The organism is Maricaulis salignorans, assembly GCF_900103475.1.
Lineage (GTDB): Bacteria > Pseudomonadota > Alphaproteobacteria > Caulobacterales > Maricaulaceae > Maricaulis > Maricaulis salignorans.
The window spans coordinates 65092-77529 of record NZ_FNHG01000002.1; the positions used below are offsets into that span (position 1 = coordinate 65092).

At 63.5% G+C, this 12438-nt stretch carries 13 protein-coding genes; 7 read left to right on the forward strand and 6 right to left on the reverse strand.

Annotation, left to right across the window (positions count from 1 at the left end; translation table 11 throughout):
* Nucleotide 1: 1 nt before the first annotated feature.
* Nucleotides 2-1051, reverse strand: a complete 1050-nt coding sequence (locus BLT42_RS02090) for a serine hydrolase domain-containing protein (RefSeq protein ID WP_176780210.1) — start codon at nt 1049-1051, stop codon at nt 2-4.
* A gap of 227 nt (nt 1052-1278) precedes the next feature.
* On the opposite strand from BLT42_RS02090, the gene BLT42_RS02095 reads away from it, so the two are divergent.
* Nucleotides 1279-1623, forward strand: coding sequence for a dihydroneopterin aldolase (locus BLT42_RS02095; protein ID WP_091766082.1), 345 nt, complete (start codon nt 1279-1281; stop codon nt 1621-1623).
* Between the two features lie 2 nt (nt 1624-1625).
* Here the strand turns inward: BLT42_RS02095 and BLT42_RS02100 are convergent, their stop codons facing one another.
* Complete coding sequence (locus tag BLT42_RS02100) at nt 1626-2369, reverse strand: SDR family oxidoreductase (RefSeq protein WP_091766085.1); 744 nt, start codon at nt 2367-2369, stop codon at nt 1626-1628.
* A 19-nt stretch (nt 2370-2388) separates the two neighbouring features.
* Between BLT42_RS02100 and uvrC the strand changes: the two genes are divergently transcribed.
* The 4 genes from uvrC to BLT42_RS02120 all read left to right on the forward strand — a co-directional run bounded on the left by uvrC (nt 2389) and on the right by BLT42_RS02120 (nt 7026).
* Complete coding sequence (gene uvrC, locus BLT42_RS02105; RefSeq protein ID WP_091766087.1) at nt 2389-4314, forward strand: excinuclease ABC subunit UvrC; 1926 nt, start codon at nt 2389-2391, stop codon at nt 4312-4314.
* A 3-nt stretch (nt 4315-4317) separates the two neighbouring features.
* Complete coding sequence (locus BLT42_RS02110) at nt 4318-4917, forward strand: CDP-alcohol phosphatidyltransferase family protein (RefSeq protein WP_091766090.1); 600 nt, start codon at nt 4318-4320, stop codon at nt 4915-4917.
* A gap of 80 nt (nt 4918-4997) precedes the next feature.
* Nucleotides 4998-5699, forward strand: a complete 702-nt coding sequence (locus tag BLT42_RS02115; RefSeq protein ID WP_091766093.1) for a response regulator transcription factor — start codon at nt 4998-5000, stop codon at nt 5697-5699.
* A 7-nt stretch (nt 5700-5706) separates the two neighbouring features.
* A complete protein-coding gene (locus tag BLT42_RS02120; protein WP_091766096.1) occupies nt 5707-7026 on the forward strand; it encodes an ATP-binding protein in 1320 nt (439 codons plus the stop codon).
* Between the two features lie 36 nt (nt 7027-7062).
* On the opposite strand, the gene BLT42_RS02125 is transcribed toward BLT42_RS02120, so the two are convergent.
* From BLT42_RS02125 to BLT42_RS02145, 4 genes are all read right to left on the reverse strand, one after another.
* Nucleotides 7063-7596 carry a hypothetical protein gene (locus BLT42_RS02125; protein ID WP_143024013.1) on the reverse strand — a complete coding sequence of 178 codons (534 nt, stop codon included), beginning with the start codon at nt 7594-7596 and terminating at the stop codon, nt 7063-7065.
* 890 nt (nt 7597-8486) lie between these two features.
* Nucleotides 8487-9329 carry a pyrroline-5-carboxylate reductase gene (gene proC, locus BLT42_RS02135; RefSeq protein ID WP_091766104.1) on the reverse strand — a complete coding sequence of 281 codons (843 nt, stop codon included), beginning with the start codon at nt 9327-9329 and terminating at the stop codon, nt 8487-8489.
* Between the two features lie 8 nt (nt 9330-9337).
* Nucleotides 9338-9841, reverse strand: coding sequence for a type III secretion system chaperone family protein (locus BLT42_RS02140; protein ID WP_091766106.1), 504 nt, complete (start codon nt 9839-9841; stop codon nt 9338-9340).
* Nucleotides 9842-9935: 94 nt separating this feature from the next.
* The gene (locus BLT42_RS02145; protein ID WP_091766108.1) at nt 9936-10244 is read right to left on the reverse strand and encodes an accessory factor UbiK family protein; all 309 of its coding nucleotides are present in this window, start codon (nt 10242-10244) and stop codon (nt 9936-9938) included.
* A 105-nt stretch (nt 10245-10349) separates the two neighbouring features.
* Here BLT42_RS02145 and lgt point away from each other — a divergent pair, with 105 nt between their 5' ends.
* A complete protein-coding gene (lgt, locus tag BLT42_RS02150; protein WP_091766110.1) occupies nt 10350-11279 on the forward strand; it encodes a prolipoprotein diacylglyceryl transferase in 930 nt (309 codons plus the stop codon).
* 2 nt (nt 11280-11281) lie between these two features.
* A complete protein-coding gene (locus BLT42_RS02155) occupies nt 11282-12370 on the forward strand; it encodes a class I SAM-dependent methyltransferase (protein WP_091766114.1) in 1089 nt (362 codons plus the stop codon).
* The last annotated feature ends 68 nt before the right edge of the window (nt 12371-12438 follow it).

Below are 12438 nucleotides of genomic sequence, written 5' to 3' on the forward strand. Positions count from 1 at the left end.
GTCAGGGCGTGACCGCCTGCGGCACCAGCAAATGCTCGATGAAACGCCGGTCTGACCAGGCCCGGCTGCGCGTCGCCGGGTCCTGATCGACACCGCGCGTCATGCGCACGACCACCAGATCCAGCTCCGGAAACAGGTAGAGCCGCTGCCCGCCGGCACCCGCGGCGACATGGAGTTCGGGAAAGTCTTCGCCCGCCTCCAGCGTGTCGAGAAAACGCCCGACCCCGCGCGAGCCGCGATACCCGGCGTGCCGCGGATGCGGCAACCACCAGCCCAGACCATAGGCCGGATTGGCACCTGAAGGCTCGAACAGGGCGGCCAGCGTCGCCGGATCGACCCGCGCGCGGACGCCCGCATCGCTATCATGCAACACGAAATGGCCAAAGCGCGCCCAGTCGCGCGGGGAGATGGATGCCCCCTCGGACAAGACCGGCATGCCATCAAGACTGGCCCAGTTGCGCACATCGATCCCGAGCGGCGCCAGCACGCGGCGCCCGAGATAATGCGCCGGCGTTGCATCGAGCCCCGCGGCGGCCAGCTTGCGCCGCAAGAGCTCCCCGAACGCCTGGAAATGCCGCGGACCATAGGCGAAAGCCTCGCCCGGGCGGGTCCGGGCCCGCGTCCGGATCGCCGCCTGATAACCGGGCAAGCGACTGGATTCGCGTGGCAGCGCCAGCCCGCTGCTCTGGTTCAGCAATTGACGAATGGTAATCGCGGCGCGTGCCGGATCATCCTGCCATTCGGTCAGCGTGTCGGCCGCGCGCTCGTCCAGCGAGAGCAGACCGTCCTGCACCGCCGCTGCGGCCATGACGCCGGCGAAGCTCTTGACGCCGCTGGCGATCTCCCAGACCTCGTCGGGCTCGATCCCGTCGGCATAGCGTTCGCACACGATATCGCCGGCATGCACCACGATGACCGCAATGCCGCGCGCCTGGCGGCTGTAGGCGTCGGCGCCGTCGCAGGCGAGCGCATAGACCGGGGCAATGGCCTGCGCCCCGGCGCTCGCCGGACCGGCCATCGCCAACACCATCGTCATAGCAAGGCCCGACATCCACGCCTTCATCCCTGCCCTCATCACCCTCGCGCCGGGCCCGAGCGCCGCAGCCCGCACAGTGAAGCACTGCCCGGGCCAGGGCGGAAATCGCAAAACACTGCCCTCACACAGATGTGAGCGAAGCCCCGCATCGCGCCGGCCGTCTCGACGCCTGCGCGGGCCTGCTTGATCGCAGGCCTGTCATGACCTATCCAACCGCTCACCTTTTGTGAGCTAGGCACTGCATGTCCATGATCGAAATCGAAGTCGTCGGCCTGCAGATGGATGCTGCCCTGGGCATCCACAGCTTCGAACTCGACAGTCGCCAGACCATACTGATCGACGTCAAAATCCAGCTTTCCGGCATGCCGCAGCAGGATTCGATCCACGAGACCGCCAGCTATGACGACATCGCCGACACGGTCCGCCGGGTGATCGATGCCCGCCACTATAATCTGGCTGAAACGCTTTGCGTGACGATTGCCGAGGCGCTGAAGGCGCTGCAGCATGTGCACGAAGTCACCGTTGCGGTGACCAAATCACCGCGGACCGTGGCCTGCAAATCCGTGGTTGCCCGGGTCACGCTCTAGCCTCACGGCTCGATCGAGACGTCCCGGATGCGGCGCATCAAATGCTCGCCGCCATCAATCGTCAGCGTCTCGCCGGTCATTGACGGCGTCGCGACAATGAAGCGAACCGCGCGCACAATATCATCCGGCGTCGAACCGCCCTGCATCGGATTGGTCTGGTGAGCCCGCTGGAACTCCGCCTCGCTCTGCCCGCCCGACGGCAGGGTCAGCCCCGGTGCGATACCATTGACGCGGACCCGCGGCGCCAGCGCCATCGCCATGGTCGTGGTGGCGCTGAGCAGGGCGTGCTTGGCCAGCGTGTAGGAGAAGAAATCCGGATTGAGATTGAAAAGCTTCTGGTCAAGCAGATTGATGACACAGCCTGACGCGCGGCTTTCATGGGGCTGCGCCATCGCCGAGGCGAGCAGGACCGGCGCCATCAGATTGACCCGCAGGGCGTGTTCAAGCGCTGCGGCCTCGACAGTCTCGGGACGGTCCTGCTCAAATACCGATGCCGAATTGACCAGCAGGTCGAGCCGGCCCAGACCGTCAGCGAAGCGTTTGACACCGGCGCTGTCGGCGAGATCAAACTGCACCGTGCTCGCCGAACCACCGGCTTCACGGATCACCGCTTCAATCGCACGCGCCTGCGTGCCCGAACTGTTATAGTGGATGATGACGTGCCAGCCATCCTCGGCCAGGGCGCACGCTATTTTGGCACCCAGGCGCTTGCCGCCACCAGTAACGAGCGCGATCTTGTCAGACATGCCAGCCTCTAAAAAAACCATGGGCCCTGAAGAAACGTCCGGCCCGGAAACACCTACCGGGCCTCAAACGCCGACGGTGGCGATAGATGGCCCGTCTGCGCCGCCAGCGCAATCACGCAGCGGTCCCCAAATCATTGCCGACTATGTCAAACACCTGCCGTCAAAGCCCGGTGTTTATCGCATGTTCGCCGAGGATGGCACGGTCCTCTATGTCGGCAAGGCGCGCAATCTGAAGAATCGCGTCAGCAATTATGCCAATGGGCGCGGCCATTCCAACCGCATCGCCCTGATGATTTCGCTGACGCGGACGATGGAATTCGTCGTCACCGAGACCGAGACCGAAGCCCTGCTGCTCGAGGCCAATCTGATCAAGCGGCTGAAGCCGCGCTATAATGTGCTGCTGCGCGACGACAAGAGCTTTCCCTATATCCTGATCCGGCGCGATCATGCCGCACCGCAATTGCTCAAGCATCGCGGCGCCCACAAGGCGAAGGGTGATTATTTCGGCCCCTTTGCCTCGGTCGGAGCCGTCAACCAGACGCTCAACACCCTGCAAAAGGCCTTCCTGGTCCGCACCTGTTCCGACAGTGTCTATGAGGGGCGCACCCGGCCGTGCATGCTGCACCAGATCAAGCGCTGCGCCGCACCCTGCGTCGATCTGATCGCGCCGGACGCCTATGCCGAACTCGTGTCCCAGGCGACGGATTTTTTGCGTGGCAAGTCCAATGCCCTGCGCGAAAGCCTGCAGGGGCGCATGGCGGAAGCCTCCGATGCGATGGACTTTGAAAGCGCGGCGCGTCTGCGCGACCGGATCCGGGCGATTGCTGCCGTCACAACCGATCAGGGCATCAATCCTGAAGGCGTCGAGGAAGCCGATGTCATCGCCGTCGCCCAGGATGGTGGCCGCTCCTGCGTCCAGGTCTTCTTCTTCCGGGCCGGCCAGAACTGGGGCAATCAATCCTTCTTCCCGCGCCATGACAGCGAGGTCGAGACACCCGAAGTGCTCGCCGCCTTCATTGCGCAATTCTACGACAACAAGCCGCCGCCAGCCCTGATCCTGATGTCCCATGATGTCGAGGATGCCGACCTGCTCGGCGAGGCGCTGAGCCTGAAGGCCGACCGCAAGGTCACGCTTCACCGTCCCAGCCGCGGCGAGAAGCGCAAGCTGGTCGAGCGCACCGCCGCCAATGCGCGCGAGGCGCTGGCGCGCAAGCTCTCCGAGAGCGCCTCCCAAGCCCATTTGCTCAAAGGCGTGCAACGCGTCTTCAATCTCGAGACCCTGCCGCAGCGGATCGAGGTCTATGACAATTCCCACATCCAGGGCACGAATGCGCTCGGCGCGATGATTGTCGCGGGGCCGGAAGGCTTCGAGAAGAACCATTATCGCCGTTTCAACATGACCGGAGCGGACGCCGCCACCGATGATGATTTCGCGATGATGGCGGCAATGCTGCGGCGGCGTTTCTCGCGCCTGCTGAAAGAGCGCGAGGATGGCGCCCCCGTGCCCGATCTGATCCTGATTGATGGCGGCGCCGGGCAATTATCCAGGGTGATGGGCGTGGTCGAGGAGCTGGGCATTACCGGCATCTGTATCGCCGCGATCGCCAAGGGCCCCGAGCGCGATGCCGGCCGCGAAGCCTTCTACCTGCCCGGCAAACCGCCCTTCAAATTGCCACAGAAGGACCCGGTGCTGTATTACCTGCAAAGATTGCGCGATGAGGCGCACCGGTTTGCGATTGGCGGTCATCGGGCCAAGCGCAAGAAACAGATGGCGGATAATCCGCTCGATGACGTGCCGGGCATTGGTCCGTCGCGCAAGAAAGCCCTGCTGGCGCATTTCGGCTCGGCGAAATCAGTCCGCAATGCCGCTCTGGCCGATCTGGAAGCGGTGGACGGCGTCTCCAAAGCGATGGCCAAGACCATCCATGACTGGTTCCAGAGGTAGATCATGCACCGGCAAATCCCGAATATTCTGACCATCCTGCGCATTCTTCTGGCGCTGGGCGGCGCGGCGGCCCTGTGGACCTCCTATCAATGGTCCCAGACCGGCCTGGTGCCGCTCTGGCTCGGCGAGCCGGTCCTGGCCGCGCGCTCTCTGGCGATGTTCGCCGTGATTGCCTTTGTCGTCGCGGCGGCGACCGACTGGCTCGATGGCTGGCTCGCCCGCCGCTGGGATGCCGGATCGGTCCTCGGCGAAATCCTCGACCCGATCGCCGACAAACTCCTCGTGAATGCCTATCTCATTGTTTACATGCTGATCCTGGGCACACCGATTGATATCGCCGTACCGGTCTTCGCCCTGGTCGCCCGCGATGCTGCGATGACTGCCGCCCGCCTTCTGCCCGGCGCGCCCGGCAGCACAGCGCTGGCCGTCTCGCCCGCCGCCAAGCTGAAAACCGCCCTCGCCATGATCGTTGCCGGCTTCCCGCTGATCGCCCAGCCACTGGGCTGGACCAGCCATGACATCCTTTTGCTGGCCTGGATCGGCGCCCTCTGGGTCACCGCCGCGCTGAGCCTGCTGACGGCGTGGAATTATTTTCGCAAATAAGACGCGTCCCGGATGCGGGCCACACCTTGAGCAAGTGGCGCGCGCGGGTCATGTTGGCGTGATCGGTTTTTGGAGATGGCATGGTCGAGAGCGCGGGTGATGAAGCCCACATCCTGGTGGTCGATGATGACGACCGGATCCGGGCCCTGCTGAAACGTTTCCTGCAGGGGCGCGGCTTTCGCGTCTCGACGGCTCCCAATGCCGCCAAGGCCCTCTCGACGCTCAACTCGCTCAGCTTTGATCTGCTCATCCTTGATGTGATGATGCCGGGCATGAACGGGTTCGAGCTGACGACGGCCATCCGCAAACATGCCGAAACCCCGATCATCCTTTTGACCGCGCGCGGCGATGCGGAGGACCGCATCAAGGGCCTCAGCCTCGGCGCCGATGATTATCTGCCCAAACCCTTTGAGCCGGAAGAACTGGCCCTGCGCATCCATGCCATTCTGCGCCGGGCACGCCCGGCCGCGGCGGCGATCCAGCGCGTCAGTTTCGGCGATTGGGAATTTGATATCGAACGCGAAATGCTGCAGCGGGCCGGCGTGCCCGTGCGCCTGACCGGCGGCGAAGCAGCGCTGCTCGCCGCCCTCGCCTCCATGCCCGGCCAGGTCGTCTCGCGCCTGACCCTGTCGGACCATACCGGGGGCGGCGAACGCGCCGTCGATGTCCAGGTCACCCGCCTGCGCCGCAAGATCGAAACCGACCCCAGGGAACCCATGCATCTCCAGACGGTGCGCGGCGAGGGCTACAAGCTCGCGGCCGACCCGGTCTTCGGACCGTGAGCGGGCCATGAGCGCCTTCCGCCACTTCCTGCCGCGCGGCCTGTTCGCCCGCACCCTGCTGATCTTCGTTCTGCCGGTGGCGCTGATGCAGGTCGCCGTGGTGTGGTCCTTCTTCGAACAGCATTGGGAGACGGTCACGAGCCGGTTGTCGGACGGCGTCGCCGGCGATATCGCCATGATGACGACGCTGTATGAGGATGATCTCGCCGATCCGGAGGCCTTCCGGCGCCAGGCGGATATCGCCATGACGACGATGCGGCTCTCGGTCGATTTCCGCCCCGGCGAAACCCTGCCGACCGCGCGCCGCACCTCCTTTTTCCGCACGCTTGACCGCACGCTGCAACGCGCCCTCTCCGGCCAGCTGGAGCAGAATTTCTGGTTCGATACGACGCGCTATCCCAATTATGTCGATATCCGCGTCGAGGTGGATGGCGGTATTTTGCGCTATATCGCCCTGCGCGAACGGGTGTTTGCGACAACGGGGAATATCTTCCTCTTGTGGATCATCGGCGCGACAACCATCCTGACCGGCGTCTCGGTCATCTTTATCCGCAACCAGATCAAGCCGATCCGGCGGCTCGCCGATGCGGCGGAACAGTTCGGCCGTGGCCAGGATGTGGCGCATTTCCGCCCCGCCGGCGCCACCGAAGTGCGCCAGGCCGCCCATGCCTTCCTGAAAATGCGTGACCGCATACGGCGCCAGCTGGAACAGCGCACCGCCCTGCTCGCCGGCGTCAGCCATGATTTGCGCACACCGCTGACCCGGCTGCGGCTGCAGCTCGCCCTGATGCCCGACACGCCCGAGCGCGAGGATGCCAAGCGCGACATCACCGAAATGCAGGAAATGCTCGACGAATATCTCGATTTCGCCCGCGGCCAGGCCAATGAGGAGACCGCGCGCACCGATCTCAATGCGCTGGTCGAGGACGTGATCGAGGATGCGCGCCGCGCCGGCAGCCATATCGATCTGGTCGCCGGCGAACCGATCGAAGCCGATATCCGCCCCGGCTCGGTCAAGCGCTCACTGTCCAATCTGGTCAATAATGCCCGCGAACACGGCGAAAATGTTGCAGTCTCGATCCGCCGCGCCGATGCCGGCCGCATCGAAATCCTCGTCGATGATGACGGCCCCGGCATCCCGCCCGACCAATACGAAAACGCCCTCAAACCCTTCAACCGCCTGGATGAAAGCCGCAATCCCAACCGCAAGGGCGTCGGGCTCGGCCTGGCCATCGCGCGGGATGTGGCGCGGGGGCATGGCGGGGAGATCCGGCTGAGCGAAAGCCCGATGGGGGGGCTGAGGGCTTGCTTGAGCTTGCCGGGTTAGGGGTGGGGTAAGTGAGACGTAGCTTGTCCGCGCTTTCTAGAAAAATTTGGACAGTGCTGGGAGAAACGGTGCCACAATAGCGATGTGACCGCCTACCAGGCTGATGAATTTCTGATATTCTCCAACAAATTTTTCTGTGCCTTTAGCCCTTTCCATATTTCGAACGGCATCAATAAACTCCGCCTTCTGATCTGCGTCCACTTGAGCGTCAATTGTATGCATCAGATCAGCGAAGACGTTAGAATGGCTTACGAAATTGGTGGAGCTATCATTGGAACCGATATTCACACGTGCGTTGTCGCCCGATACTGCAATGCTCAGATGCCCTCCCTGACGATGGGGAAACGCCCCTTTGCGGCGAATATCAATTTGGAAATTTGCCGGTATCGATGACATCTCCGGGTAAAATTTTGGGTCTACGACTTCGAACACCTCATCAGAGCCGTTGGGAAGTCGGCGCCTGATTTCATCTCCCTGGAAAACAAGCAGTTTCTCGTTAAAAACAACGACCTGATTTCCCGTAAAAAATGCCGTTACCCTTGCCGCGCACTTCACCGTCCGGCGAAACAATCTCAAAATCGCTATGAGGCATGCCGCTAAATGGATTCATCTTCGTTTCCTTGATTTTCTCCACCAACAAGCTTCAACCTGAATCTACTGACCAAGAAATACGACCTTAAAAGGTCGACCGCGCGATTTCACTTGTTCCAAATCCTGACTCTCATTTACGGCATTTCAAGAAAAGTCTTCCCCGGGGCAGGCCCCAGAGCTCCCTGTCCCCCGCCGCGCTCGTCATCCTGACCAGCTCCGCCCCGGACTGCGTCCGGCGCACCTCTTCCATCAAGGAAGAGGTGGGTGTTTGATCTGACCGGCCTCGATTATCGCCCTCCTCTTCCTTGATGGAAGAGGTGGCCGCGAAGCGGTCGGAGCTGGTGAGGATGGCGGGCGGGGGGGCCAACTGGCGACTTATCCCACACGGCCCATAATTATCCCACGTCATCCTGACGCAAGTCAGGACCTAGACGTGACAAGTGCGGAGCCTGTGATATCGAGGTCCTGACTTGCCTCGGGATGACGAATTTTGAGCTATATTGTCCTCACCCCCTCGAGCCTGGCGCATAATCCGGTTGTTCCGGTCGCACGGGAGGCGTGAGCTCAGTCAATCGCGGCGATTGGAAGCGTGCAGCCTGTCCGGGTAGAGGGGTGACGGCCCGAACTCCGGCAGGGCGTCCAGAAGGTCTGACGGCACTAAACGACCGACCTGAGTACCTTATTGGATTGGAAACGGAGAGCCGAGAGGCCACGGGAAAACTGCACGTGTGGGACGGCTTCGACGGCCACACCAAACAAAACAATACTGGCGCCAGTTCGGCACTCGAAGGCGTCCCACACCCTCCCACCCTGGTGGGAAACACCCAAACCTCCAGCGGCAAGCCGCGTGGAGATTTTGGTGCGTGCCGCTACCGTCCCGGAGGTTCCGCGCCCATTTGCCGCGAACGGCGTTCGGCGGCCGAGACGGCCTGGCGGACGAGTTCGGGCAAGCCGCCGCCTCCGCCCATCAACACGTCGATTGCGGCCTGGGTGGTGCCGCCCGGTGAGGTGACGGAGCGGCGCAATTCCTGGGGTGTCTTGTCGGATCCGGCCAGCAGGGCGCCGGCGCCGATAATCGTCTGGCGCGCCAGCTTGTCGGCAAGTTCGCGCGGCAGGCCTTCAGCAAAGCCGGCCCCGGCGAGCGCTTCAGCCAGCAGGAAGACATAGGCCGGTCCGGAACCGGAAACGGCCGTAGCCGCACCGATCAGGCGTTCATCATTGACCCATTCCACCGGTCCGGCGACCTTGAGCAGGCGTGTCGCCAGCGTCTCGATCGCAGAGCCGGCATCATTGGCGACGCAGACACTGATCCCGGCGCCGAGGGCGGCCGCCGTATTCGACATGGCGCGCACAACCGGGCGATCCCCGAACAGGGTCGTCAGACGGGTCATGGTGATGCCGGCCATAAGGGACAGGATGGCGCACTGGGCGGGCAATTGCGGCGCCAGCTCAGCGGCCGTCTTCTCCAGCGCCTGCGGCTTGACCGCGAGCACGGCGAGATCGATCTCGGCCAGAAGTTTCGCCGTCGCGGTGGCGACATGGCGCAGCTGATACTGCTCGATCAGGGCCTGCACGACGTCAGACGGTGCCGGGTCGATAATGATCAAGTCCTGTGGCGTCACGCCACTACGTTTGGTGCGAAGCCAGCCCGCCACCAGCGCGCCGCCCATATTACCGGCGCCGATCAGTGCAATCTTGGTCGATTTGCTCATGGTTTGTGTCAGGCCTCACCGGCAGTTTCGAACATCGCTGCCGCGGTTGCTTCCTCGACATTCTTGCCGCCCCAGATGAGGAAGTGGAACGCCGGGTAAAAACGCTCGCCAGCTTCCTGGGCTGCGGAAATCATCGTCGCCGCCTGGGCCGGAGAGACATTTTCGCCAGCCGGCAGGGAAATCGCGTGACGATAGACCACGCTGCCATCCTCGACCCAGACATCAAAATGACCGAGCCAGAGTTTTTCGTTCAATCGCGCGACGAGTTCGCAGACATCGCGGAAACGATTACTGGTCACTTTCAGATCGAGGCTGGAGCAGATATGCAGCGCGTCCAGTTCCGGCCGCCAGGCAAACCACATCTGATGATCGCGCCAGGCGCCCGGCACGCTGAGGTGCAGTTCGCCATTCTCTTCGCGGTCATAGGGATATTGCTCGGCGATCACGGCCTGCTCGACGGCATCGAGCGGATCGGATGTCGCCGGGGCGTATTCGTCTGACAGCAGGTCCATGGCGTAGTCTCCTTCGTCTGCGCGGCGACTCACACCGTCAGGACGGTATGACCGCGCCGCTGCAGGCGCAATAAAAAGCGCTGATCGCGCGGTATCAGTCTGTGGATTTAGGCGTCGCGCTCTTTGCGGCGGGCTTGCGTTTGCGGGCTGCGGGCTTGGCAGCTCCGGCCGTTTCAAGCGCGGCCAGCCGGGCATTGAGCGTTTCGATCTCTTCGCGCGCGGTCGCCAGCGCAGCCTTCACCACATCGAATTCCTCGCGACTGACCAGATCCATATCCGCGATGAAGCGGTCCGCCTGGGCCCGCATGGCGGTGCGCGCTTCGTCTCCGACCGCTTGGGCGGCGCCGAAGGCATCCGTCATCAGTTCAGCGAAATCATTCAGAAGCGGGTTGCGCGTTTGCATCAAAGAAAGCCATTAGTGTGTCTGACATTCGCCTATATGCGGTGTGATGCGCAAAAGCGCAACGCGTGCCTGCCTCCTGTCTGCATCTATTTTCCGGATCCGCCCATGCAATATTGTCCCGCCAGCTTCGACCTCATCGACCCGATCCTGTTCACGATCGGCCCGTTCGACCTGTTCGGCCTCGACCTGCGGTTCGACCTGCGCTGGTACGCGCTGGCCTATATCGCCGGGCTTTTGCTGGGCTGGCGCTATATGACACTGCTCTCGCGGCGTCCGGCGATCTGGCATGCGCCGGGCACCAAAAAGCCCAAAGCGCCCTTCACCGAACTCCAGGTCGACGACCTTCTGGTGTGGGCGACCCTGGGTGTCATCGCCGGCGGCCGGCTGGGCTATGTCGTATTTTATGCGTGGGATTATATGGCGACCGGCCTGCGCGGCGGCATGATCACGCCGGACAGCGTGGTCGAACGCCTGTTATGGACCGTAACCGGTATTACCGAGGGCGGCATGGCCTTCCATGGCGGACTGATGGGTGTGGCGCTGGCGCTGTTCTTCTATGCCCGCCGGAACCAGCTCGACCTGCTGCGCATCGGTGATGCAGCCGCCGTGGTGACCCCGATCGGCCTGTTCTTCGGACGCGTCGCCAATTTCATCAATGGCGAGCTGTGGGGCCGCCCGACCGATCTGCCCTGGGCGATGACCTTCGCCAGCGACCGGCTGTGCCTGCCGCGCCATCCCAGCCAGCTCTATGAAGCGGCGCTGGAGGGCCTGGCCCTGTTTGCGATCATCAATCTGGCGACCTGGAAATTCCGCGCCCTCGAAAAGCCCGGCCTCAATTCCGGTCTCTTCCTGATGTGTTACGGCCTGTTCCGGGCCGTGCTCGAAACCGTGCGCGAACCGGATCTGCACATGCCCGAAGCCCTGCGCGGCTATGTCACGATGGGCATGCTGCTCTCCATCCCGATGATCATTGCCGGCGCCTGGCTGGTCCACAAGGCGTTGAGCCGGACCGCAATGCCCGCCAGCAAGGCCTGATCATGATTGCAGACCGGCTGCGCGAGCGTATCGCGGAGGGGGGACCGATTTCGATCGCCGCCTTCATGACCCAGGCCCTGTTCGACCCGGTCGAGGGGTTTTACGCCACCAAGGACCCGATCGGCGCCGGTGCCGATTTCATCACCGCGCCGGAGATCAGCCAGATGTTCGGCGAACTGGTCGGCCTGTGGGTCGCCCAGTCCTGGCTCGATATGGGCAAGCCCGATCCGGTACAGCTGGTCGAGCTCGGCCCGGGCCGCGGCACGATGATGGCCGATGCGCTGCGCGCCTGCCGTGCCGTGCCCGGCCTGCTCCCGGCGCTGCAGGTAACTCTGATCGAAGCCAGCGCCGCGCTCAAGGCCGTCCAGGCCGAGACCCTGGGGCCCAGCGGCGCCCAGATCCGCTGGATCGACCGGCTCGAAAATGTGCCGCCCGGCCCGGCGATCATCGTCGGCAATGAATTTCTCGACTGCCTGCCGCTGCGCCAGGCCGTACGCCGCGACGGGCGCTGGCATGAACGCATGGTCGGGCTGGGCAGCCCGGATTCGGACGAGTTCGTCTTCGTGCTGGGCCCACCGCTGGGCATAGATGAAGCCCTGATTCCCGAACGGCTGCGTGATGCGCCGGACAACAGCCTGGTCGAACTGCGGCCGGGCGACCGCCAGGTGGTCGAAAGCCTCGCCAGCCGGTTCGCGGATCATCCCGGACGCGCCCTGCTGATCGATTACGGCCCCGCACAGAGCGAGCCGGGCGACACACTGCAGGCCATTCGCGCCCACACGAAGGTCGCGGCGCTGGAACAGCCCGGCACGGCCGACCTGACAGCGCGGGTCGATTTCGAATCATTGACCCTCTGCGCCCGCGACGCCGGCCTCACAGCCTATGGCCCGGTGGAACAGGGTCCGTTTCTGCTCAATCTCGGCATTGAGGCGCGCGCCGCCGTCCTGTCCCAGGCGACGCCCGGTCAACGCAGCGTCATCGCCCGCCAGGTCTGGCGTCTCACCGACGACGACCAGATGGGGCAATTGTTCAAACTGGTCTGTTTCGACAGTGCCGGCCTCGCCACACCGCCCGGATTCTCCGCACACTGAGTCTTTCGGCTTCAATCCCGGCGCAGCCTCTGTTACTCAGCCTCACAATTCACAAGGGGCCATTCGCC